This window comes from Paenibacillus sp. V4I3 (assembly GCF_030817215.1).
Lineage (GTDB): Bacteria > Bacillota > Bacilli > Paenibacillales > NBRC-103111 > Paenibacillus_E.
In genome coordinates, this window is the sequence record NZ_JAUSZA010000001.1 from 3,752,946 (window position 1) to 3,778,861 (window position 25,916).

17 protein-coding genes are annotated in these 25,916 nt (G+C 44.9%); 14 read left to right on the forward strand and 3 right to left on the reverse strand.

All coding sequences use genetic code 11. The annotated features are described in order from the left end of the window. Position 1 precedes the first annotated feature (1 nt). From QFZ77_RS17180 to QFZ77_RS17190, 3 genes are all read left to right on the forward strand, one after another. Positions 2 to 2,149, forward strand: coding sequence for a Sip1-related alpha-galactosidase (locus QFZ77_RS17180; protein WP_307441298.1), 2,148 nt, complete (start codon positions 2 to 4; stop codon positions 2,147 to 2,149). 123 nt (positions 2,150 to 2,272) lie between these two features. Next, positions 2,273 to 3,082, forward strand: a complete 810-nt coding sequence (locus QFZ77_RS17185; RefSeq protein ID WP_307441300.1) for a hypothetical protein — start codon at positions 2,273 to 2,275, stop codon at positions 3,080 to 3,082. Positions 3,083 to 3,248: 166 nt separating this feature from the next. Then, positions 3,249 to 4,760, forward strand: a complete 1,512-nt coding sequence (locus QFZ77_RS17190; RefSeq protein WP_307441302.1) for an FGGY-family carbohydrate kinase — start codon at positions 3,249 to 3,251, stop codon at positions 4,758 to 4,760. A 57-nt stretch (positions 4,761 to 4,817) separates the two neighbouring features. Here the strand turns inward: QFZ77_RS17190 and QFZ77_RS17195 are convergent, their stop codons facing one another. From QFZ77_RS17195 to QFZ77_RS17205, 3 genes are read right to left on the reverse strand one after another with little or no spacing between them, the layout of a single operon-like run. Continuing rightward, positions 4,818 to 5,945 carry a GerAB/ArcD/ProY family transporter gene (locus QFZ77_RS17195; protein WP_307441304.1) on the reverse strand — a complete coding sequence of 376 codons (1,128 nt, stop codon included), beginning with the start codon at positions 5,943 to 5,945 and terminating at the stop codon, positions 4,818 to 4,820. A 32-nt stretch (positions 5,946 to 5,977) separates the two neighbouring features. Beyond that, positions 5,978 to 7,087, reverse strand: a complete 1,110-nt coding sequence (locus QFZ77_RS17200) for a Ger(x)C family spore germination protein (RefSeq protein ID WP_307441305.1) — start codon at positions 7,085 to 7,087, stop codon at positions 5,978 to 5,980. A gap of 6 nt (positions 7,088 to 7,093) precedes the next feature. Continuing rightward, complete coding sequence (locus tag QFZ77_RS17205) at positions 7,094 to 8,581, reverse strand: spore germination protein (RefSeq protein ID WP_307441306.1); 1,488 nt, start codon at positions 8,579 to 8,581, stop codon at positions 7,094 to 7,096. A 386-nt stretch (positions 8,582 to 8,967) separates the two neighbouring features. Here QFZ77_RS17205 and QFZ77_RS17210 point away from each other — a divergent pair, with 386 nt between their 5' ends. From QFZ77_RS17210 to QFZ77_RS17260, 11 genes are all read left to right on the forward strand, one after another. Then, entirely contained in the window at positions 8,968 to 10,554 is a 1,587-nt protein-coding gene (locus QFZ77_RS17210) for a type 2 periplasmic-binding domain-containing protein (RefSeq protein ID WP_307441308.1), read from the forward strand. An 86-nt stretch (positions 10,555 to 10,640) separates the two neighbouring features. After that, complete coding sequence (locus QFZ77_RS17215) at positions 10,641 to 11,600, forward strand: ABC transporter permease (RefSeq protein WP_307441309.1); 960 nt, start codon at positions 10,641 to 10,643, stop codon at positions 11,598 to 11,600. 30 nt (positions 11,601 to 11,630) lie between these two features. Continuing rightward, a complete protein-coding gene (locus tag QFZ77_RS17220; protein ID WP_307441311.1) occupies positions 11,631 to 12,518 on the forward strand; it encodes a carbohydrate ABC transporter permease in 888 nt (295 codons plus the stop codon). Between the two features lie 135 nt (positions 12,519 to 12,653). Further along, on the forward strand, positions 12,654 to 14,381 hold the full coding sequence (locus QFZ77_RS17225; RefSeq protein WP_307441314.1) for a cache domain-containing sensor histidine kinase: 1,728 nt from the start codon (positions 12,654 to 12,656) through the stop codon (positions 14,379 to 14,381). 23 nt (positions 14,382 to 14,404) lie between these two features. Continuing rightward, positions 14,405 to 16,018: a response regulator transcription factor gene (locus QFZ77_RS17230; protein ID WP_307441316.1), complete on the forward strand. Its 1,614-nt coding sequence runs from the start codon at positions 14,405 to 14,407 to the stop codon at positions 16,016 to 16,018. Positions 16,019 to 17,163: 1,145 nt separating this feature from the next. Then, positions 17,164 to 20,019, forward strand: coding sequence for a glycoside hydrolase family 2 TIM barrel-domain containing protein (locus QFZ77_RS17235; RefSeq protein WP_307441319.1), 2,856 nt, complete (start codon positions 17,164 to 17,166; stop codon positions 20,017 to 20,019). A 401-nt stretch (positions 20,020 to 20,420) separates the two neighbouring features. Continuing rightward, positions 20,421 to 21,653 (forward strand): GTP cyclohydrolase IIa, encoded by a 1,233-nt coding sequence (locus QFZ77_RS17240; RefSeq protein ID WP_307441321.1) that lies wholly within the window; start codon positions 20,421 to 20,423, stop codon positions 21,651 to 21,653. A 122-nt stretch (positions 21,654 to 21,775) separates the two neighbouring features. Then, positions 21,776 to 22,792 (forward strand): NAD-dependent epimerase/dehydratase family protein, encoded by a 1,017-nt coding sequence (locus QFZ77_RS17245; protein ID WP_307441323.1) that lies wholly within the window; start codon positions 21,776 to 21,778, stop codon positions 22,790 to 22,792. Between the two features lie 2 nt (positions 22,793 to 22,794). After that, on the forward strand, positions 22,795 to 23,865 hold the full coding sequence (locus QFZ77_RS17250; protein ID WP_307441326.1) for a dihydrodipicolinate synthase family protein: 1,071 nt from the start codon (positions 22,795 to 22,797) through the stop codon (positions 23,863 to 23,865). Positions 23,866 to 23,887: 22 nt separating this feature from the next. Continuing rightward, positions 23,888 to 24,799 (forward strand): Gfo/Idh/MocA family protein, encoded by a 912-nt coding sequence (locus QFZ77_RS17255; protein WP_307441328.1) that lies wholly within the window; start codon positions 23,888 to 23,890, stop codon positions 24,797 to 24,799. A 23-nt stretch (positions 24,800 to 24,822) separates the two neighbouring features. Beyond that, on the forward strand, positions 24,823 to 25,824 hold the full coding sequence (locus tag QFZ77_RS17260) for a Gfo/Idh/MocA family protein (RefSeq protein WP_307441330.1): 1,002 nt from the start codon (positions 24,823 to 24,825) through the stop codon (positions 25,822 to 25,824). Positions 25,825 to 25,916: the final 92 nt, after the last annotated feature.

The following is a 25,916-nucleotide window of genomic DNA, read 5'->3' on the forward strand; positions in this document are numbered from 1 at the left end:
TATGTTTCAACTAAATGAATTCGAACTTCAACATCTAAGTTCAAGCGGCTTGCAGGATGTTCTGGGCCGTATTGGTATTACCGTGACGCCAGATTCGGGTCCGGCATGGCCACTTCTGCGCGGAGCAAGCGAAAAGACTGCGGGAACGGATCATCTCGGTGATTACTCAGAAACGAAAGTAACCTATTCGAATGAAGCGGACACTGCTGTTGTTCATTTACAGTTCCGCTGTTATGAATCCTTTGTACTGACATCGGTGCAGGGAGAAATGAAAAACGCCAACGATTTTGGCAAACAGCTCTGTTTTGCCGCTCAGAATGGCATCATCATTCATACGCAAGGAATGACGAATATAGATGGTTTAATGGCCAATTATCAGCATAAAGACTGGTGGACACGACCTCATTTTGACCCAAACTGGTCGACGCTACCTGAACGGACACAATCGCTGCTTTGGCGTAAGGAATCGGCATTCTATCATTTGTTACCTGTATGCGGTCCTGTGTTTCGAACGGATGTGTGCGGTACAGAGGAAGGCTTGCAAATTCGTGTTTCATCGCATCAAGGCGGGAGAACGAAGTGTGAGTCATTATCGTTTGTATTAGGTGCGGGTGCTGATCCTTACCAGCTTGTAGAGCGACATGTGGAAGCTGCGCTGCATACCCTTGATTACCCGACGCTGCCTCGTTCACGAAAACCCTATCCCGAAATTCTGGACTCTCTTGGCTGGTGCAGCTGGGATGCGTTCTACCATCAGGTCAATGAAGAAGGTCTGTTGGTAAAAGCCGAAGAGATGCAGGCTGCTAGCTTGCCGGTACAATGGGTAATGATTGACGATGGATGGTCACAGACGTTAGACAAAAAGTTGTCCTCCTTTGAGGCAGATGTAGAGAAATTTCCTCAAGGACTCGCGGAAACCGTTCGTCAGCTCAAAGAAACGTATGGCATTCGTTGGGTCGGAGTCTGGCATACGATTGCCGGCTATTGGGGCGGCATTCATCCGGATAGCCCACTCGCGAAACAATTCAGCGATTATCTATACAGCAATGCCAAAGGGAGCCTAATTCCTTATCCGGATGCGGGCCGTGGCTTTGGTTTCTGGCATGCTTGGCATTCCTTCTTGGAGCGTCAAGGTATTGATTTTGTGAAGGTAGACAGCCAAAGCGCCGTCTTGAACTTTACGAAGCATGAGTGGTCGATCGGTGAGGCTGCAGCAGCTGCGCATGAAGCGCTGGAAGCATCTGCGGCACTACATTTTAACAATACAATTATTAACTGCATGGGGATGGCAGCGGAAAATATGTGGCACCGTCCTAAGTCCTCTGTGTCTCGCAACAGTGATGATTTCGTTCCCCAAGATCAATTTGGCTTCGCTGAACATGCCTTGCAAAATGCTTATAATTCCTACTATCACGGTGCTTTTTATTATGGTGACTGGGATATGTATTGGACTAAGAATCATGATGATATTCAAAATGCTGTACTCCGCTCAGTCAGTGGTGGTCCGATCTATTTCAGTGATGCCCCCGGTAACACCGATGCTTCAAAAATATGGCCATTAATTTATAACGACGGAAAAATCATTCGCTGTGAGCAAACGCCGAACCCTACGGCTGATTGCTTGTTCCTTGATCCTACGAAGGAAACCGTACCGCTAAAGCTATGGAATATCGCCAAATCATCCGGTGTCGTTGCCGCGTTCCATATTGGTAAATATACGGATTCAGTCAAAGGCACGGTAGGTCCATCCGACGTTCCAGGATTGAAAGGCGACGAGTTTGTTCTCTATGAACACTTCTCGGGTGAGATGAAAATCATGCGTCAGGTCGAGCAGCATGCTTTCGAACTCCAGCCTGGTCAATGTGCGATTTACCTGATTATTCCTTCAGAGGGTGCTGTGACACCGATTGGTTTGACGAACAAATATATCGCAATGGATGCGGTTAGCTATGTGCAATCGGTAGATTATACACTAGCGCTTCAACTCAAAGAAGGCGGTGCTTTCCGGTTCGTGTCGGAACACAGCCGTGTTTCCGCTCAGATGAACGGCAAGGCGCTTCCAGTCTTACTTATCAGCGAGCATTTGTATGAAGTAGACGTTCCGATGTTGGAAGAAAAGCTGAACATTGTTCTTTCCGTATCGGAATAACACCTGCATGTGGAGGAGAGATGACATGGACAAGACGACCCAATGGGAAGCGGGTATTCCCGTATTAGCTAACAAAGACGTTGTTATCATAACGCTGGTGATATCCGCGATACCAGTGATATTTTGTTAGTTGGCAGTGAGAAAACATACACGTTTATCCGCCATTTAATTGAGGCGGCGGCGGCTCCGTTTCGCAGTAAAAACATTCATATTGGGATGGATGAAGCCCATCAGCTTGGACTTGGACGCTATCTGGAGCAGAACGGCTACCGCAAACGTTTTGATATCATGAATGAACACTTGAAGCATGTTGTCGATATCTGTGGTGAGTTCGGACTTTCACCGATGATTTGGAGTGACATGTATTTCCGCCTAGGCTCAATAACAGGCAATTATTACGATTTAAACGGCCATATTTCACCGGATGTTATAGCAGATATGCCAAAGAATGTGCAGTACGTCTATTGGGATTATTACCATGATAACGAAGCCTTTTACCGTACGTTTATTGAGAAACACAGAGCTTTCGGCTCAGATCCTATTTTTGCCGGTGGCATTTGGACTTGGGGCAGTGTTGCTCCCAATTACGGCAAGATGATGGCTACTACTTTAGCCGCATTGAACGCTTGCAAATCGGAAGGAGTTCGAGATGTCTTTGCTACCATGTGGGGTGATAATGGCGCAGAGACAAGTGTGTTTACCGGTTTAGCCGGCATGCAGCTTTTTGCGGAGCATGGCTATTCGGAGAAGGTGGATGAGGCGAAGCTGGCTGAACGCTTTGCATTCTGTACCGGAGGAAATTGGGACGATTTTATAGCCCTCAACGCCTTTGATGAAACGCCTGGTATATGGTTAGCCGAGAACACACCATTCGGTTGGGAAGTTATTGACATCAGATACGGAGGCGTATTATCCCGACTGGAGACGGCCTAACAGCGAATTCAAGACTTTCTATCTGGAAGCGTTAACCATTTGGCGGAATTGGATGAGCAGCGGCTCTTTTTCGATGCTCCGTGGGTCATGAGGGAAGGTACGCTGGGACGCGGCTCCTACCATCGGATTGTGACTGCGGGAACTTTCTCAGGATGAGGTGGCTACTTTGTTTTTAGCTCTGGATATAGGAACAACGAACATTAAAGCAGGAGTAGCTGACGAAAATGGAAATCTGCTGGCTACGGCAATTAGGGCTAACCGGAAGCACGAGCATGTAGAGGGTTATGTTTATTATAATCCGCAGTATCTGTGGAACACAGTGGTTGATCTTATCAACGAAGTGGTAATTGGAGCGGGCATTCCCTCTATTCGTTCAGTGGGCATAACCAGTATGGCTGAAAGCGGGCTGCTTGTGGATCGCCAAACGGGCGCAGCCAAGACGATGATTATTCCTTGGTTTGAGACGTGTGCCGTACCGTATGAGGCGCGGATAAAAAGTGAAATTGATACTTACGAGCAGTTTTGCCAAAGCGGACTTCATCCGTCTTTTAAGCAAGGGCTGTCGAAGCTGCTTTGGATACAGGAAACGCAACCCGAGGCGCTTGAAGGCAGCGTTTGGTTATCCGTTTCCTCCTTTGTCGCATACTTACTTACAGGAAAATTTGCGGAAGAGGAAACACTCGCTGCCCGAACATTCGTGTATCGCATGGATAAGTGGGTATGGAATTTGCCGCTAATCCAGCATTTTGGACTTGAGGAAAGTCATTTTCCACCTGTTGTTGCAACGGGAACTTCTATAGGAACCGTACTGCCTGAAGTAAGCCTGGGGCTTGGTTTAAGACCTGAAACATCCGTTTGTCTTGCCGGGCACGATCATGTATGTGCATCCTTGACCATTGGTCAGCCAGAGGTTGGTCGTGTCTATAATTCCATGGGCACTGCGGAAACGTTGGTGGGGCATTTCGGCATAAGGGCGCTTGGGAAAGCCGATTACTGTTCCGGACTTGCCTTTGGACGCCATCCTTTGCCGGATCACATGTTTTGGATGGGCGGTCACTCGGCTTCCGGTGGCTCCATCGAATGGCTGCGGGATCTATTGGATAAAGGAGATTTATCTTATTCGGAGATTCTGGGCATGTTGGATCAGGTTGCTCCTTCTCCGACCGGTATCCTGTACTATCCTTATTTGTCAGGCTGCGGTGCGCCTTCTCCGAATGCCTTGGCAAAGGCGGGCTGGATTGGACTTACTACGCGTCATAGTCGAGGCGAGATGTTCAAGGCCATATTGGAAGGAAACGCTTACCAGATGGAATGGCTGCGGCAGGAAGCCGAAAAAGTAGGGAGAGAGCCCATCAACAAATTGATTGTTGTAGGTGGGGGCGCCAAGAATAGACACTGGCTGCAAATAAAAGCAGACGTCTCCGGCATCGAGCTGCAGCATTCGAATTTACCGGAAGCAACACTGCTTGGCGCAGCCTTAATGGCGGGTGTAAGTTCTGGAGTGTACGCTTCTTTCGAGGAAGCTATAGATGCTTTACCAGCCCAAGAGTCACAAGTTTACGTGCCTGATCCTTTAAGAAACGCGCAATATCGGTCCTTGTTCGAGAATGGGTTCTCGCGCTTTCGTCCGATGCTTCTAGAATACGACATGTGGCTAAGTCAGCAGTCAAAAAGCTAACCTTAACAGGCTAGCTTTTTTTGCATTTGATTGTATTCAGCCTAGTTAATAAGTTCATCATCGGCTAGAAGTAGGCTGCCCTTGCTTTGTCACTTTGCGTTTTTTCCTAACCAAAGTCATGATAAACACAATCGGAACATAGATGTAGATGAAATAAAACCCTACATTCGCATACATTGTAGTTACCACTCTAATACTGTTTCGATCTTTGACGAACAACTGTATGATCACGAATAACACCAGAAAAATAATCAAACTGGTACGAGGCTTCGTCCGCAAAGAAAGTTTCAAACTGTGACAAGCAGCCCACAAACTTATTGAAATATTGCCAAGCATTTTGATAAACCAAATAGAGATAACGAGATATTCCAATCTTTGCATAAGCGGAAATTGAAGTATTGAGACCATATTAAGTGTTGGCCATATCGTTTTATAGATCTGACCTTGGCTGAAATACATGAATGCAACCACCAAGATCAAAAGATACAACATGGTCGAGGTTAGCACAGCTAACTGCGCCCACTTTTGCGACTTAGCCTGTAACTGTATAAAAGGGTACACGACTAGTAAAACCTCGACTCCTAAATATTGATGTACCATCGTTTTTGAAGATTCAAGGATTTGCGCGGCTGAATGGTTAAATAATGGTAATAAGTTTTGAGGATGCATATATGGTGCGATCAGGAGAGCTAACGGTGCAATAAATAAAAATATACTGATGCCCCCCCAGAAGCAGATCCCTGTAACGGTTCGGAAGCCTCCAGACACCGTATAATAAATGATAACAAGAATAAGCAGACTGAGGGGTAACATTTGCATCGTGGGAAATATCCAAACATTAATGACTTCAATGTACGTTCTATACGTAACGAATGCACCGAGGATGAAATAGAGAATGATCACAAGATTCAACCCGTTTCCGATCATTTTGCCGAAACAGGCACAGTTCATGGAGAGAATACTTGCATTCGTTTGATTTTGGTTGGAAAAAATCTTGTACATCATCCAGACAATGATATGAATGCTAATTCCCGTAATAAGGACAGAGATCCAAGCATCGTATCCTGCATCATTCACTAATTCGCGTTGAAAACTCATCATGCCGACATCTACTATACTCACGTAGAGCAGAAAGTAGAGCAGAAAAGGAGAAACGGTAAATTTGTCATTTACTGCACTACTCATGGACTAGTCCTCCCTGTATATGCAAACTTTGCTTATAACTGACCGACACCGCTTTGAACAATGGCAAGGTCAACCTTTATCTTCGTTTTTAACAAAGGATAAGAGGATTGAAAGTCCTTTTCGTTCCAAGACTTGGACCTGCTTCTGATAAAGTCACCAAAGCCGATCGGATCCACCTTCTTCGACTTACAAAGCGAAATGAAGTCGTCAACTTCCTCCTTTATGTATTCCCCCAGCTGCTGTTCAAAAAGTGAAAATTCTTCTTTCGATGACAAGTGCAACCAATCTGGGATATCTTTGACAGCTACCTTTAACTTAAGCTGTATGAATATGGAGGGGACTGGTTCCATAGAAATGAATTTATAGTTAACTTTCGAAGTTACGCTTTTCATTAGCACATAATCATGAGGCCTTGATTTTGACCCTTTCAGTGGCATCAGTAAGCTTCCGTTTCGAGAGTTTTCGGTTAGCAGTTTCAGAATAAAAGCTTCCCGATTCCCCACCTTGGTTACAAATTTATCATCTTTAAACAAGGCTAACCCATCAATCTTAATGTCGTCACGCTCGAATATGAAGTAAGGCAAGAAAAAGTCCCGTCCTTCACCATAAAAATTAAACAGATGTGTCTTAAAGTTCATTTGTGGCAAGTTGCCTGATTTCATATTCTGTTCGATCATATTCATTAAATACAAAGTTTCCTGTGACTTGTTTGCGACAGCGAGCATTTCCGAAGCATCCATCTCGGATACTCCCAGCTGGACTCGGCCTGAAATCCTGGCGTCTCGATAGAAACTTTCTAAGACGGGGCCGAGACCTTGCTCCGCAAAGTTTTTCCCATATAACACCATCCCCATCTGACCGTATTGAATAGCTTTATTCGTCTTCGTGTTTAATCTTGGTATCATATCAAAGTCAGAATCGGACTCCGTTTCTATGAGTTGTAAATTCGTTTTACCTTTCTCTTTGTAATTTGCGAAAATTATCGAACATTTTACACGCTCGCCCGCCATATCATAACCAGCGGTTTGCACCATCTTAATCTTATTTATGACTTGCTGGCTGCCGCAGGAAGTTACAATAAAACAGGAGGTCAGAGCTATAACGGCTTTATAGAAACTATAACCAGAAGATCCTCCTCTCATGCAAACTCACTCCTCATCAAAATCACTTTTCTTTTTGGCAGTTTTAGGCTTGTATCTTAAAATGTTTTCCGGTTTCAGATATTTCGGCCTTTTATTGGTAATTTCGTAAGAGGATCTTATGAAACTGTCATTCAGGTCTGTTACCTGCAAAGGATATAAAGGTACTGTATAAGGATTTCCTAGGGACTTAAGCCGAGTGATATGAACGAGTATAAAACAGATTCCGATAAACAAGCCTAAGCCTCCCCATAAAGCGGCCAGGATAATCACGGGAAACCGAAGAAATCGTATGGTGTTAGACATCTTGTAGATAGGGGTTGCGAAGGAGGCTAAAGCAGATAAAGAGACTATAATAATGAGAATATTACTGGTTAAAGCCGCTTCTACGGCAGCTTGTCCAACGATAATGCCACCAACAATGCCAAGCGTTTGACCGATCTTGCTCGGCAATCGAGCCCCAGCTTCTCGAAGAAACTCTATCGTTATCTCCAAGAAAAGAACCTCCATAATGGGAGGAAACGGTACAAATTGTCTTGAGAAAATAAGAGGAGCAAGCAGATCCCTCGGAACCACCTCGTAATGAAAAGTGGTAATGGCCACATATAGCGCTGATGCAAAGAGCGAGAATACGACGCCAAGGATTCGGATCACCCTGAAAAAAGAACCAAGCATCCATGGTAAATAATAATCTTCTGGAGAGATGAAGAAATCATACAACGTCGAAGGTCCGGTAATAAAATAGGGAGATCCATCGCTTATCACCGCTACCTGGCCTGAAATCAAGGAATAGATTACCCGGTCTCTGCGTTCCGTGGAGATAAATAAGGGGAAAGGGGATAGTGAATTGTCGGAAATGATCTGATCCAATTGCGCCGTATCGAACACCACTTCAAAGTCGATACCCCCTAACCTCTGCTCTATCGTAGCAATATTTTCTTTATTCGTAATGCCATCTATATAGATAATGGCTACTTTGGATTTGGACAAGCTCCCGATCGTCATTATCTTCACAATCAGATTTGGTATATTAAGCTGGGTTCTGATCAGATGAAGGTTCGTGTCCAGATCCTCGACAAAACCTACTTTCGGTCCGACAACACTGAATTCATTCTCTGTATCATTGTTCTTGCGCATACCTTCTTTACTTGTTAACGGAACTAACGCACATATCGGGTCATTCTCATTCAGTTGGATAATGGCATGCCCTTTAAGCAGCTTAGATTGGATTTCATCGATTTGTTCTGTAATTTGGATGCCGTCAATGGGGAGGTACGTTTTGATTTCTTCTAGATGTTTAAGTTCAAAACTACTAGCTTTCTGAGATTCCAACGCATGGAACACATGCTGTTGGAGTATTTTCTCATCGATTAATGTCTGATAATAACAAATCTTCAGCGGAGGATGGGTGAACGTAATCGTACTTATCATGAAGTCACTGGACCGTTTAGAGAGCGAGATTAATTCCTCAATGTCCTTGGCATCCGTAATCAGCATTGCGTGTTTCACCCATTCCTTTTTTATTGGTATTTTCTGTTATATGCCATTTTTTATGCAGTAGGCTAGCAAATTTATGTCGAAAAAACAGAAAAAACACCTTTTAGAAACGAATAACTCGGAATCATGGAATTGCATGATGGCAATAAATGACAAAGCGTATTACAATTTATCAGGAACGTTAAATCAGACTGCGGTCCATAGGGCTGCATTTTTATTGTGTAAATTAAAGAGTCATTTCTGTATTATGACCACTATTTCTTGAAATAGTCTGCTAGTTTCGCTAGTTGGGCGGACCTATAATGAAGTCAAGTAAACGTCATCATTTAGCTTTTACAGGGGGTAAATGTTTACGGCCAGTATATAAACAGGAGGGTGTATATCAAATGAAAAAATTGGTAGTGCTAGGACTAGCTACAATGTTTGCGCTTACAGCATGCTCGGACAACAAAGCAACTACAGAAACTCCAAAGGCAACAGGAAACGCTAAACCAGCCAAGCTGTCGCTTAACTGGTCCGTCATGAATGGAAATTTGGGGAATGTGACACTGCCTTCCGCAGACAAAGATTTCGTCAAAAAAGCGATTGAAGAGAAATTTAACGTGGATTTGAAAATCGATTATATGGTGACAGGTAAAGAATATCATGACAAGTTGAATGCTACTTTGGCGGGCGGAAGCGCTCCTGATCTATTCATCGCCGGTGGTGCCGAGTCCCAAAAGTACATTAACGACGGTATAACCGCTAACCTGAGCACATTCATTACGAAAGAAACGATGCCTAATTATTTCAAGTGGGTAACGAAAGAAGAAGTAGATGCTTATCAACTCAAACAGGGTGAGTTCACTCGCGGTATGGTGCCTTTTTCACGTAACACCTATGCTTCCTGGTATATTCGCCAAGACTGGCTCGATAAGCTGGGGTTGAAGTCTCCCAAAAATTACGAGGAACTGACCAACGTATTAACCCAGTTCACAAAAGCTGATCCGGATGGCAATGGCAAGCAGGATACTTATGGCTTTACAGCAGCAGGCAGCGGACAAAATCTTCCTTTCGACTTCCCGCAATGGTTGAACAACGGTTTTGTGGCTGACTTCATGATCGTCGACAACAGCTATGTAGACAATCGTACGGATCTTAAAGTACAAGGTGTTATCGATCAAGTGGTGGAATGGAACAAAGCTGGAATCGTAGATCCCGACTGGTTCCTGAACAAGCCGCCAGCTCATATGGATAAAGCTTCTCAAGGCAGAGTCGGAATGTTCTTCACGCCAGGCGACAAAACAGTGGCGCTGGACAGTGTTGCAACAAGTGTACAAAACCGTGCGAAAGCTCTTGATCCAAAAGCCAATTGGCAGCCTATTTACCCGCTAGACAAACCGATCATGTGGAAATACAACGTTCCTACAGACACGTTATTGATAAGTAAAGCTACAGCAGATAAGAGTCCGGACAAAGTGAAGCGTTCCTTGGAAATCGTCAACTGGCTTGCTGGTGAAGAAGGCTTCTTATTGAGCCACTTCGGGCAAGAAGGTAAGCACTACACGAAATCTGGCAACAAGATAACTTTAAATGTTGCAGCTTTCGAAGCGGATATCGCTAAAGCAGGTAACTGGCTGAATGTGTATGCTGCATTTACACCGGAAGATCCTAATGTACTTGGATTTGAACTGATTGATTCCCGTGTTTCCGAGCATGACCGTGCGATTCTGAAAACAGTTGAAGGATTCCCGAAACATAACGCATTGCCTCCAGTAAGCTTAGTTCCTCCTGCAGGCATCAATATTGGGGATTTCCGCAAAGAAATGAGCAAATTCCATGCCAAAGCAGTTCTTGAAGACAAGAGCGGTAAAAATTGGCCGCAATACCGTGAAGAACTGATGACCAAGTTCAAAGGAAGAGAAATTTTCACAGAGTATACCAAACAGTTGAACTCTGTTCTGAAAGATAAGAAACTGAACGATTTTAAATAAACATGTCAAGGCATCGAGGGGAACCCTGGGTTGTTCATGGGTTTCCTTCTGCCTTCCAACAGAGATACGGCTAGGAGGATATGGCGATGGCGGAAACCACAACTGCATTTAAAGAGAAACCTACAGCTAAACGCCCTGTGAGGCAAGGTAAACTACGAAGCATTTACCACAGCAGATGGTTCTACCTCATGATGATACCTGGACTGGTCTATTATATTCTGTTCCATTATGCTCCTATGGTGGGAACCTTGATTGCATTTCAGAACTACAACTTGATGAAGGGCATCTGGGGAAGTCCCTGGGTCGGCTTCGATAATTTTCGAGTTATTTTCGATAATCCTGAATTTTTGCAAATTATGAGAAACACGCTGTTAATCAGTGTTTACAAAATTGTGGGCAACATGGTGCCTGATGTTATTCTGGCACTTATGCTGAATGAAGTGAGGGTGCTTTGGTTCAAACGAGCGGTACAAACCATTACTTACGGGCCTTATTTTCTATCCTGGGTTATTGTGTATGGATTAGCTTTTTCTTTCCTTGCTCCAGGCTCCGGATTGATCAGTACGTTTGTACGCGATATGGGTTGGGGACAAATTGATTTATTGACGAACAAGGATTTCTTTAGACCGATGTTGGTACTTTCAGAAATTTGGAAAAATACCGGATTCGGAGCCATCATCTATTTGGCGGCTTTGGCATCCATCAACCAGGAACTTTATGAAGCTGCCGTCGTGGATGGTGCAGGACGTTGGCGTCAGCTCTGGCATATTACGCTGCCTGGTATCCGTGATGTATTCGTGCTCCTGCTGATTATTAGAATCGGCGGCATACTGGATGCAGGCTTCGATCAGGTTTTCATATTCTTGAATGCCCGGGTGTATGATGTCGGGGATATTGTGGATACATGGGTTTACCGATATGGCTTCGAGCGTCTGGAGTTTGGCGTTGCGGCAGCTATGGGTGTTTTCAAATCCTTGGTAGGACTCATTTTGGTTATAGGTGCAAACAAACTGGCTAAGAAAGTCGGGGGTTCCGGCATATGGTAGATTGCATTTTGGAAAGGGAGGGGTATTACGATGTCATTCGTACTTCAAAAGTCAAAAGGGGATAAGGTTGCTGATGCGGCTATTAATACCGTTCTGACCCTGTTTGCCCTCGTCACGTTGTTTCCGCTGTACTATGTCGTTGTTGTTTCGTTGACTCCTTATATTGAAGTTATGAAGAATGGCGGTTTCGTTATTTGGCCCGAACATTTAACTTTTCAGGCTTATAAAGAAATATTCGGAAGCGCACGTATTCCACAGGCGTTGAAAATTACCGTATTCATCACGGTTGTAGGCACGATTTTGAATCTTGTGGTCACCACACTGCTGGCATACCCGCTATCCAAGAAGTCTGTTCCAGGCCGTAATTTTATCCTGATGGCGCTCGTATTCACAATGATTTTTAGCGGCGGTATTATTCCACTTTACATTATGGTTCGCAGTCTTGGATTGTACGATTCGGTCTGGGCACTCGTTATTCCAGGAATGGTCTCCACTTTTAACTTATTGATTGTCAAAACGTACTTTGAAAACCTCCCGGCGGAAGTAGAGGAGGCAGCCAAAGTAGACGGTTGCAGTGATATACAGACACTATTTCGCATTGTCCTTCCCTTATCGGCACCCATCATGGCTACGATTGGTTTGTTCTATGGAGTTACACATTGGAACGAATATTTCAAAGGTATCTTTTATATTTCCGACAAAACGCTTATGCCTATGCAGGTAGTGCTAAGAAGCATGATTCAAGCGCCGAATGTCAGCTCTGAGCTGTCGATTAATTCATTAGCCCTCGACGCGCTGCCTCCTGAAACGATCAAGATGGCTGTAGTTGTTGTAGCGACATTACCACTTCTGATCATTTATCCGTTCCTGCAAAAATATTTTGTCAAAGGTGCATTGCTAGGTTCCGTCAAGGGGTAATGGTAAGCGCATATGATTGAATATGAAAGATTATGGTACAAAGAAGTATTGGCCATGCTATACTATTTGAAAGTCACAAGCCCTCGATCATCGGGGGCTTTGCTGTATCCTCATAGGATAGGGGAGTGATCTTGCATGATTCGTCGGATAACAGGAAAAAGCTTCACTTCCAGTGTCAGCACCAAGCTGTTTATCCTTACTTTTTTATCCGTAATCGTACTTTTTCTGGTGATCGGCATTTTCGGATACCAGCGGCTTTTCGAGCCCATCAGGCAAAATAACGAAGAAGTGCTGCAAGGCTCCGTCGTGCAGGTTGAAAATTATATCAAAACATTAATGAATTCCATACAAAGTCAACTGATCTTTCTCTCTAATCCGGTTCTATACAATAAAATGGACGAAGCCGACTATATGGAGCTGATCGATAATATCATGACTTACCATCAAGAACAGATTCATAGTATTTATCTGATCGAATATGACAAAGTGAAGATTAGCTCTCCCTATGGATATCGATTTTATATCACTCCCGAGCGAATCGAGGAAATTAAAACGCAGACAAGCAAAACTGGCTTCTGGTGGAGTCCCCCACATTCAATCAACGAGCGTTCAGTTATTACGGTTTCTAAGCAAATCGACAGTAACCTCGTCGTTGCGCTGGATTTGAATTTGAATGCGCTAACCGGTCCGCAGATTATTCAAGGCGAGCAGCGGCGAATTTATCTGTTTACGGGCCAAGGCGATTATCTCTCGACGAACACGTATCTCGCATATCCGAAGACGTTTCAGGATCATTTGGAAATGAAGGATGCCTTGCAAGCCTTAACCTTGACGAGCGGGACGGCTTACAACACCGTTCACACTTCTTTTGGAAACTATACAGTGCTTAGCAGTAATCAAAATCGCTGGGACTGGTTTGTTTTCTCCGTCATCGAGGAATCGCAGGCGTTTCCTTTGCTGGACTCGCTCAAGAAACAGCTGGTGTTAGTGCTGCTAATCGCCATTATTCTGGCAGTTATCGTATCCGTGTGGATTACGAACTACATCCGCAAGCCCGTGACAGCCATAACCCGACAATTCAAGGCAGCTGCGCGCGGCGAATTGGAAGCTCGGATCAAACTGAAGCGCAATGATGAGTTCACGCATATTGCCGACGGTTTCAACAGCATGATGGGCAATATCAAGTCCTTGTTTGATGACTTGCGGGTAGCGGAGGAGAAGAAGCGGCATCATGAGCTGAAGGTGCTCCAATCGCAGATTCACCCCCATTTTCTTAATAATACACTTAATGCGATATACTGCTTGGGGGAAACCGGACAAACGGATGAAATGTGTGAAATGATTCGCTCGCTAATGGGGCTTCTTCAATATTCAACGGACAAGGTCGGAGATATTGTGACGGTTGAGGATGAACTTCGGCAATTGGAAAACTATGTTCAGATTATGAACCTCAGGTACGGGGATGTATTCGAGATGGACATTGCCGTCCCGGAGATCTACTTTAACACGGCTATCCCGAAGCTAACGCTGATTACATTGGTGGAGAACAGTATTTTCTATGGGCTCACGAAAAAAGAGGTTAATCATATCATTGTCTCGGGGAAAAATACGGAGACCGATAGTGTAGTGCTTGAGGTTTCGGATACAGGACCAGGGATTGCTCCGGAGAAGCTTGCCTTGCTGACGGAAGATACGGGGACGCCGAATCCTTATAAAGGATTGAACAATCTGGGGCTGCGCAATGTGCAAGAACGGCTTAGCATGACATTCGGTTATCCGTATGGTCTGCATTTTCATAATGAGCCGGATGAGGGGCTAACGGTGACGATTCGTCTTCCGATAGGAGAACTTCGAGAGAAATAAATGTAGCGGAAGGGGAAAGTGCCATGCTGAAGCTGCTGATGGTGGATGATGAACAATGGGTACGTGAACGCTTTTCCGAACGGATTCCTTGGTCGGATGCGGGGTTTACGTTTATTGGAGCCGCTTCGGGAGCCGAAGAAGCGATCCGAATGATAGAACGGGATATACCGCATTTGCTGCTGACGGATATTACGATGCCGAATATGAGTGGATTAGAACTAGCTGCCTATGTGCGTAAGAGGTGGCCGCGAATCCGGATTGTGATCCTGACTGCTTATGGCGAGTTTGAGTACGCGCGACAAGCGATTGAGCTAGGTGTGGATAACTATTTGATCAAGCTGGCGCAGACTCCCGAGCAAATTCTCGATGCTTGCCGCAAGGTGGCTGAAGAGATTGAGCAGGAGATGGATGTGGACCAAAAGCTGGAGATGCGCCGTAAGTTGGAATGGGAAAAAGAATGGACAAGGAAGCACCAGTGGACGCAGCGGTTGGTGGACGATGATGGAAGTACCCATGCCCGAACGATTCCTGAAGAGTGGTTCGAAGGGGTGGCCCAAGCCAGTTATTTGGCAGGATTGACTATAGGCTGGAGCATCCCTGCGGGATCTGAGCAAGTTAACCTAACGGAGGAGGAGCTTGTTCAACTCCAAAGACAAGTAGGCGAAGCATTGGAGCAGAGACTGGACCCGCGCATGCTCGGTGAAGGCAATCAGATGGTGATGCTGCCTATACGCCAAAGCCGGTTGTGCTTGCTGATCGGATCCAGACAGCTTCTGGAAAGCTTCAAGATGAACCAACTGGCTTTGGCAGCACTGGAGGCTTTAAGAGATTTCGACTCGGTTAAGAGCTTTATTCATGTCGGCCCGGTACGGGAATTAGGCAAGCAACCTTTAACGATAAAGCAGATTGCCGACGGGTTACGCGAAGGACTGGATGGACTAGCTGCTTACTTCTATAAGCCGGGTTCGGCTGTTGTAGGCAAACAAGCGTCGACATTCCGGAGATTCGATGAGGAGCAGATCCGTGAGTGGATTGCTGCTGTGGTAAAAGCGATGCTGCGGGAGGATGCTGAAGCGTTCCAAGAAAGCGTGTCTGTCATAACCAAGCTTTATAATCCCCCGATTCATCCAGAGGATCTGCTGCGCATGACACGACAAATGTTTCACCCCGGGTTTGTAAAACTTCCAGCCTCTGTTGTCGAGCGTTTAAGTGGAATCGATCGATTAGAAACGTGGACGGATTACTGCGGATGGTGGGAAAAAATGATTCAAGCCGTAAACGAATGGTTGAACACTCAGATTCTTCCGTCAGCATCGGTGCGCAAGGAAGTTCAACTGATGATTCGCTATATTCGCGAGCATTACAAGGAGGATGTGCAGGTGGCAGAGCTTGCTAAGCTTGTTCAACTGCACCCCTCTTACGCAGGTCAGATGTTCAAACAGGAGGTCGGCGAGAACTTCTCAGATTATTTGAGCCGCGTACGTATGGAAAAGGCGAGCGAATTGTTGGAACGGACGACGATGAAAATTTACGAGGTATCCGGAGCAGTAGGCATTTCCGACTACCGTTATTTCTGCAAATTGTTTAAGAGCCACACTGGATTTACGCCTACGCAATATAAAAATAAACAAGTGTAAATGTTACGAGCCGTCATGTTCTCATGACGGTTTACTGCAATCAATGATGAAAGTCCTGCTTCCAATTTCCTTTAGAGCGGGAATTTTTCTTCATATGAATTTATATGTTATTGGGTTTGGGGTAAGCAAAGCTTTCCCCTTTTTTTATTGCGCCTATTTACTCGGTGGCGTCGGAATAAGCGCGTTTTCCGCGCTTATTCCGCACAGACGCGCAAAACCATCTACTGAGAAGTCGATTTCCGCCTTCTCAGGTTCTTCCAACTAGCTTCGGCTCGGCAATCTCTCGCTGAAAGCGCGGTTTTCGCGCCTATTTACTCGGTGGCGTCGGAATAAGCGCTTATTCCGCGCTTATTCCGCACAGACGCGCAAAACCATCTACTGAGAAGTCGATTTCCGCCTTCTCAAGCTCTACCAACTAGCTTTGGCTCACGGAGCTCTCGCTGAAAGCGCGGTTTTCGCGCCTATTTACTCGGTGGCGTCGGAATAAGCGCGTTTTCCGCGCTTATTCCGCACAGACGCGCAAAACCATCTACTGAGAAGTCGATTTCCGCCTTCTCAGGTTCTACCAACTAGCTTCGGCTCACGGAGCTCTCGCTGAAAGCGCGGTTTTCGCGCCTATTTACTCGGTGGCGTCGGAATAAGCGCGTTTTCCGCGCTTATTCCGCACAGACGTGCAAAACCATCTATTGAGAAGTCGCTTTCCGCTTCTCAGGTTCTACCAACTAGCTTCGGCTCACGGAGCTCTCGCTGAAAGCGCGGTTTTCGCGCCTATTTACTCGGTTGCGTCGGAATAAGCGCGTTTCCGCGCTTGTTCCGCACAGACGCGCAAAACCATCTATTGAGAAGTCGATTTCCGCCTTCTCAGGTTCTACCAACTAGCTTCGGCTCACGGAGCTCTCGCTGTAAGCGCGGTTTTCGCGCCTATTTACTCGGTTGCGTCGGAATAAGCGCGTTTTCCGCGCTTGTTCCGCACAGACGCGCAAAACCATCTATTGAGAAGTCGATTTCCGCCTTCTCAGGCTCTACCAACTAGCTTCGGCTCACGGAGCATCCTCAACTCATATAAGGACTTTTTAAAGACTTGTCTTTAATACGACTACTCTTTAAAATTAACTTATAGACATATGAGTTGAGAGGAGTATGGCATGAATACACTAGATGAATTGGGTATCTTCCAAGAACTTGAAAAAGATCTTCATCGCAATAAATTAAGTTTTAATCAGGATTGGCGTTTTTTTCGGGGGGATATACAAGGTTCAGAAGCGGATGATTTTGATGACTCCGCTTGGGAGATTGTTCACCTTCCTCACACAGTGAGGGTAGAACCTGCACACTGCAGTGGAGGCTTGAACTATCTGGGAATCGCCTGGTATCGGAGACATTTTTATGTGGATAAGGCCTATAAGGATCAAAAAATATTTGTAGAATTCGAAGGTGCGAAGCATACGGCAGATGTATGGATTGACGGGAAACATCTTTCGACACATTACGGCGGTTACCTGCCTTTTACTTTAGATATTACGGACTACGTTACAGCTGATGGAGAAACGGATCATGTTATTGTGGTAAAGCTAGACAACTCCGATATGCCGGATGTACCACCAGGTAAACCTCAAGGCGAATTGGATTTTTGCTATTATGGAGGACTCTATCGGTATGTATGGCTGCATACGACGGATAAACTGCATATCACAGATGCCGTTTATGCGAATCAACAAGCTGGCGGCGGCCTATTCATCACGTACTCGAATGTTAGTTCACTTAAAGCTCAAGTAAATATACAAACGCATATTCGTAATGAATATGATATCCCTAAAGCTTGCTCAGTGACCCATTATATTGTAAATGACAATAGGGAAGTTGTTAGTAGGGTATCACCCAGTTTACACAACATAGATCAACAGAAGGATCATACGTTTACTCAGAGTATTATGGTATTAGAACCCAAGCTTTGGCACCTGGATCATCCCTACCTATATACTGTATACACGGTTGTTTATGATAGCGATGTAGTTGTAGATTCCTATGAAACAAAAATAGGTATTCGGCACATCCGATTTGATGGTGAAGGCTTTCATATCAACGGGACATTAATGAAATTAATTGGTGCCAACCGACATCAGGAATATGTATATATAGGAGATGGGCTATCTGATTCCCTTCATAGAAGAGATGCAATCAAGCTTAGAGAAGGTGGATTTACGATCATTCGTACAGGACACTATCCGCAATCTCCGGCTTTCATGGACGCCTGTGACGAATTAGGCCTGATGTGTATTGTGCCGACACCTGGATGGCAGTGGTTCAGGGATAACGATACTTTTAAAGAAAGATCCTATCAAGATATACGTGAGATGATTCGTTATCATCGGAATCGCCCTAGTATCGTATTGTGGGAGCCTATCTTGAACGAAACCGATTATAGTGAACAATATACACGAACAGCCTTAGAGGTCACACATGCCGAATATCCGGGTGATCAATGCTATGCAGCCTGTGACAATTACAGAATTGCAGCCATTGACTATGATGTCGTTTATGGAGCAGCACTTCGTGATCATCAGGGATCGTTCATCAGGGAATGGGGAGACCATTATCTGGAGCAGGCGGGTCCGAGGCATACTCATCTCAGATGTTCAAGAGGGACAAGAGATTTCTATCCAGGCGGCGAGTCTGGCATGCTGCAGTCTTCGAAAGAGCGCACCGACATTTTAAATAATATTCTAGCTACAAAAGGACTTAGCGGCGGAGCGCTATGGACCGGGATTGATACGAACAGGGGATATTATGATAATATAGCTGCCTGTGGCGCACTGGATTTATATCGTTTACCCAAATATAGCTATTATCTATTCCAAAGCCAAAGTGAACCTGATTTACAAATATCGGGTATTCGTTCAACGCCAATGGTATTCATTGCTAATGATTGGACACAGGCTTCAATAAGGGACATTACGATTTATTGCAACTGTGAACGAATCAGACTTTATCTGAACGGAAGGCTTCTCGGTGTTAAGAAACCAGATGCAAGCTATGGAAGTATGCCGCATGCACCTTTCATTTTCGAAGGGGTTGAATGGGAGCCGGGAAAATTAATGGCTGAAGCTATTGTTGATGATGTTATCGTAGCAACGCATACCGTCATGACGCCGGGGACTCCGGATTATTTAACATTATCTGTAGATGATTGCGGTGTTGATCTGAAAGCGGATGGTTCTGATTTAATCATGGTTCATGTTTATGTGAGAGATGCTAATGGAACCGTAGTTCCGGATGCATACAATAAGATAGCATTCCAATTGACTGGACCGGCAGAAATTGTCGGTGATGGAGACAGTAGAGTGGGGTCAAACCCCGTAGAAGCGGAAGCGGGAGCCATCGGGGTTCTCATTCGTGCGACGAAGGAACCAGGCCTAATCACACTGCTTGCGGAGTCAGATGGATTGAAATCGGCGACTGTAGAAATCATATCGCAGCCCATTTCTAAGCCATTTGTACCAGGGAAATCACAAGTACCACCTGATCGAAAACCGGAATATGAGGTAGATCAGATTGCTTTCTTTTCGCCACCATCATCTAGATATTGGGAACACTGGACAGATGTTGCGGTCAATAAACCGGCGACAGCCAGCTCTGAGCTTCCTGGATGCAGCGCGAGTCAAGCAACTAGCAATATCATTGCTGATCGGTGGAGCGAGCGTTGGAGTGCTGGAAATAATGACCTGCCGGGGTGGTGGAAGGTAGATCTTGAAGGGTTTTTCGAGTTGGATGGCTGTAAGATCTATTGGGAAAGTGATAATACGGAGTATGAATATCAAGTCGAAGTATCATCCGATGATATCCATTGGAAAGCGGTGGCTTCTCAAAGACAAACGGGACAAGAAATGGGCATGGATGAATTTCATGAATCAGGGATCAGGTATTTACGCATTGTTGTGACCGATGTATCCAAAGGGCTGCCCAGCTTCTATGTTGTGAAAGTCTTCGGAAAAGAGATGTAATCTGCCTAACTCATACGGAAGCGTTACCTTGCTTGAAGGCAGAGGCCTATCTGCGTTATATTTAAGTTGAGTTTGCGCAGTATTCTGATAATTACTGTGATGTGGATCCGCTCTTGCTTTGGCAATCCGATTCAGATCATCCTTCGGCCTTGCGCACAGAGCTTTCGCGCAAGGTTGTTTTGGGTTAAAGTCGGGTGTTTGAATTCAAGCTATGTTGAAATAAATGAAAATAAAGCGAGGGATCTCCCATTGATACTTTAGGAAAAATATTAGTTCGCAGCAGCGCGAGCGCTGGGGTTAAGATTGGCATTGTCGGACCCAAGGATATGGTGTCTAGGATTGTCAAAGTAATCAAAAATTTCCCCACGTTTGAACCCGTTGTCAGGTATTCTAAAAATGAATTGGAAACTCCAAATTTATCAGATGAAATAAAGAATGAAGTGGAAGTCTTATTATTATGCGGTCCTGTCCCTTACCGGAAAGTTCTAGAGAAAGTGAAATCGGTAGTACCTGTTCATTATGTCCGATATAACGAAACTGGATTATATAAGGCTTTTTACAACATCCAAAAAAAGCTTGCAAACGTAAATGCTAATTTGAGTATGGTTGGTCATGCAATAAGTGTAGATACGGTAACTCCAGTCATGGTAAAACGATTCTTGGAAGAAATCGATGAACAAGATTTGAAAATCATTTGCTATGATGAGGCAAGCAACCCGACGAGAGAACAACTGTTGGAATTCCATAAAGATTGTTTTAACAAGGGTCTGGTGTCAGGAGCACTCACCGGCATCAATTCAATTTCGGCTGAATTAAATGATTTAGGTATCCCGAATGAATGGATGGTCCCAACCACACAGGATATCGTTGTTGCTCTGGAGAGAGCGCTTCTATCGACGGATGCGAGGAAAAGTAAGGAATCTCAGATCGTAGTAGGCCTGATCAATGTGGATGGTTTTGGCAAAATCGTCGATCGCCATAACTCGGAGCATGAAATTCAAAAGCTGAAGCTCAATATTCACCGAATTTTACTGGATTATGTGGATTCTTTACGAGGTCATCTTACGCACCTGGGAGGAGATGAATACTTATTTTTTACAACCAGGGGGATATTTGAACAAGAAACGGCTGGATACAAAAGAGTTCCTCTGGCATCAGAAATCTATAGATCCTATCAGTTAACGTTAAGTATCGGTGTTGGATTCGGCAGAACGGCCAATGAAGCGGGTTCGAATGCGAGATCGGCCTTGCGGAAATCAAAGGAGGCTAACGGCAACTCATGCTTTATTGTTAGAGAGGACAGAGGCATACTTGGACCTTTGGAGATGGTGGATGCCCAGGTGAAAGATTTGGAATTGGTGAATCCTGACTTTATTAAAAAAGCAGAGAACGCCAATATGACCTCTTCCTACTTAAGCAGGTTACTTGTAACCTATGCCCGTACCGGAAAGAAAGAGTATAACGTTCAAGAATTAGCTTTGCTGTTCAACATTACGGTTAGAAGCACTCATCGATTGCTGTTGGAATGGTCGGATACAGGTTTAGTCCGGACTAGCGGTATGGAGAAAATGCCGAAAGGCCGTCCACGGCAAATTTTCGAGTTTGCGTTCCTGGATGAAAGTATGAGGAGCTAAGGTGAGATGGAAGGGATTCGTCCTATCCTTCTGTTTATATATAGACATTTTAAAGACTTGTCTTTTAATGTGTCGGCTCATTAAAATAGGGATGTAGACTTGAAAATCGAGAGGAGAACGACATGAAAACAATCCATGAATTAGAAACAAAGCTAGCTCAGCCTTCGGCCGCTTTAATCAATGATATTGCTGCACTCGATGGGGATATTCTGTTACTTGGTATTGGCGGTAAGATGGGACCTAGTTTGGCTAGGTTAGCCATGAACGCTATCAAAGAAGCCGGTGTAAATAAAAAGGTGATTGGCGCTTCGCGGTTCTCTTCCGAAGGATTAAAACAGGAGCTGGAAGCAGACGGTGTTGAAACGATCTCCGTTGATTTATTGAACGATCAACAGCTTCAGCAGCTTCCTGATGTGAAGAATGTTATTTATATGGCGGGAAATAAATTTGGCACGATGGGAAATGAACATTTTACATGGGCAATGAATGCCTACCTCCCAGGACGTGTTGCGGAAAAATATAAAAACTCTCGTATTGTCGCTTTTTCTACAGGGAATGTGTACCCATTCACACCAGTGGCTCATGGAGGAGCTACAGAAGATACGGCGACAGGACCGATCGGAGAATATGGCCAATCTTGTTTGGGACGCGAGCGGATTTTTGAACATTTTTCCCGTAAATATAATACGCCATTGACCATTTTCAGACTGAATTATGCGGTGGATTTACGCTATGGCGTGCTTTTGGAAATAGCTAAATCGGTTAAAGCAGGAAAACCTATCAACATCACCATGGGAAATGTGAACTGTATCTGGCAAGGGGATGCTAATGAAATGGCTATTCGTTCCTTGAATATATCCAGTTCCCCACCTACATTCTTGAATGTATCCGGTCCTGAAACTTTATCGATGCGTTGGGCGGCAACTATGTTTGGCCAAAGATTTGGTGTGGAACCTATCTTTGTTGGAGAAGAATCGCCAACTGCTTTATTGAGCAATTCTGCAAAAGCTCATCAATTGTTCGGTTATCCTCAAGTTTCCCTGCAGCAAATGATTGAATGGACCGCGGAGTGGTGTTTGGCCGATGGTCATACGTGGAATAAACCAACCCATTTCCAAGAGAGGGAGGGGAAATATTAAAGATGAGCAGTTTTAAACCGCTTAGTTTAGAAAAAAACAAGGTTCTGCACGAGGGATTGGTTATTCCCGCACATCCGCTGGCTTTAAACGCTGCCAGGGAGATGGATGAACGCAGACAAAGAGCGCTGACACGTTATTACATGTCTTCTGGTGCGGGCGGCATCGCAGTTGCTGTGCATACGACACAGTTTGAGATCAGGGACAAGGAGCATAATCTGTTCGAAAAGGTGCTAAGATTAGCATCCGAAGAAGTTAAGAATGCCAAGCTATCCAAGCCCTTCCTTCAGATAGCCGGTATCTGCGGCCCAACAGAGCAAGCCGTTTACGAAGCGGAAACAGCGGCGGGTCTCGGATATGATCTCGGTTTAGTCAGCATGGGAGGACTTCAGAGTTGGACAGAGAAGGACTTACTGAAGCGAATTGCCAAAATCGCGGAGATCATTCCGGTATTCGGCTTTTATCTACAGCCTTCTGTCGGTGGAAGAGTATTAAGCTACGATTTCTGGAAAGAATTTGCGAACATCTCTGGCGTGGCTGGTATCAAAATGGCACCGTTTAACCGTTATCAAACGATAGATGTCGTGCGTGCCGTATGTAATTCCGAGCGGAGAGATGAAATCGCTTTGTATACAGGCAATGACGATAATATTGTGAATGATCTGCTGACCACTTACCATTTTGTCGTTAATGGAAACAAGGTTGAGAAAAAAATAGTTGGCGGTTTGTTGGGTCATTGGTCTGTTTGGACACAAAAGGCTGTTGAACTCTTGGAGGCCATTAAGCTTGTACGAAACGATGAAAGTCTAAATTCCCACTGGTTGACTCGCAATATAGAAGTTACGGATTCCAATGCGGCATTTTTTGATACAGCGAATGGGTTTGCAGGCTGTATAGCCGGGATTCATGAGGTGCTTAGGAGACAAGGTCTTCTGGAGGGGCGTTGGTGTTTGAATCCAGAGGAAGAGCTGTCTAACGGACAAATGGAGGAAATTGACCGTGTCTATCGGGATTATCCGAAATTGAACGACGATGAATTTGTTAAGAAGCATTTGTCCGAATGGTTAGCAGATTGATTGTTGAATGGAGGATTTACAGATGATGTCTGGTAAACCGATTCGAATTGGTATTATAGGACTCGATTCATCGCATGCTCCCGCATTTACGCAATTGCTAAACGATAAGAACCATGCTTATTATGTGCCTGGCGGGGAAGTGACGGTTGCATTTCCAAGTGGTTCAGACGACTTTGAGATGAGTTATTCGCGCGTGGTGGGGTTTACGGAGCAAGTTCGCGACAAGTATGGTGTGAAAATCGTTGATTCGCCGGAGGAAGTGGCTGATGCTTGCGATGCCATTCTAATGGTGTCGGTCGACGCTCGAGTTCATCTCGAACAGTTTCGTCGCATCGCTGCTTATCGCAAACCGATTTTCATCGATAAGCCAATGGCTCTTTCTTCTTCCGATGCGAAGGCAATTGTGGAACTAGCACAGCTGAACGGCATAACGATGATGAGCTGTTCATCGCTTCGTTATGCCGAAGAATTGACGGAGACGCTCCTGAAATCTGAAAGCGGCAGCATTATCGGCATGGATTGTTATGGTCCGCTGACTATGCAACCCACACAGCCGGGGCTATACTGGTATGGCGTACATACGGCTGAGATGCTTTTTAAAACGCTGGGTAAAGGTTGTGTGAAGGTTTCGGCCGTTACAAATGAAGAGTATGATCTCATTACCGGCGTCTGGGAAAATGGTATCATCGGTACGATTCGCGGTAATCGCAAAGGCAACTCAGAATTTGGCGCCCTGCTGCATAGGGAAACCAAAACGCAGTTTATCGATGTATATCGACATCCGAAACCGTATTATGCCAGCTTAATAGAGAAAATTATGAGCATGTTTGTAACAGGAACACCTGATATCGACATGGAAGAGACACTGCAGATCATGCGATTCTTGGAAGCCGCAAATGAAAGTCGTGAAACCGGTTTAGAGGTATATTTGTAGAATCGGGAAAGGATGAAACGGCCATGCAAAAAGCTGAATTAAGGGTAGCGGTGCTTGGTGCGGGTATTATAGCCAAAGAACATTTTGATGCTATCCGAGCAACGACAGGATTTGCAGCTTGCGCGGTTGTAGATATCAATCTCGATAAAGCGAATGAAATCGCCCAGCTCTATGAAATAAAGGCCTATGACGATTATCGGGAAATGATCAAACAGGAAAGACCGGATGTGGTGGTCATCGCATTGCCTCACTATTTGCATAAAGAGACAGCCGTGTTTGCAGCGGAACATGATTGTCATTTGATGCTGGAGAAACCTATGGCTTTGTCCGTAGCGGAATGCGATGAGATTATTCAAGCTGGACGTAAAGCGGATATTCGCATCTTGGTAGGACATACTCAGCACTATATTGCTGAAAATATTCTGGCCAAAAGGATTATCCAAAGCGAAGAATTGGGTAAGCTCGTCATGATTCATGATGTCAGACATACGAATTATTTTCAAGACTCGCGTCCGCAGTGGTTTCTCGAAAAAGAGAAATCAGGCGGAGGCATTCTGGCCAATTTGGGTACGCACTCTATCGATAAAATTCAGTGGCTGACAGATGGTACAGTCCGTAAATTAAGATCTTCTGTGAGTTATCATGGAAGCAGGGGCAATGTAGAAGGCAGCGGTATGATTTATCTGGAACTTACGTCAGGGATTCCTGCGACGATTGTTCAATCGGGTTACTTAGGGGCATCACGCAATGAAACGGAGATTATATTCACGGGTGGTATGCTGAAACTAGTAACCGGTGAAAGTTTATGGATGAGCCGGGGCGCTGAGTATGAGAAGCTGGAAACATTAAACATGGCTACTCCATTCGAATTGCAGTATTCCGACTTGCTCACGGCCATACGAGACCATTCGGAAACAAGCTGCTCTCCAGCGTATGCGCGAGGCGTCATAGCTGCTCTGGAAGCTGTATACCGTTCTGCAGAAACAGGTTTGGAACAGCTTGTTGAACGGGAGATCGGATCATGATTGTGATGACTTTCCAGATGAAATTCGCATGATGGCGTATTTATTTTTAGATCAGTGGCTGAAGAAGGACTAAGAGCATGTTAAATTGCAAA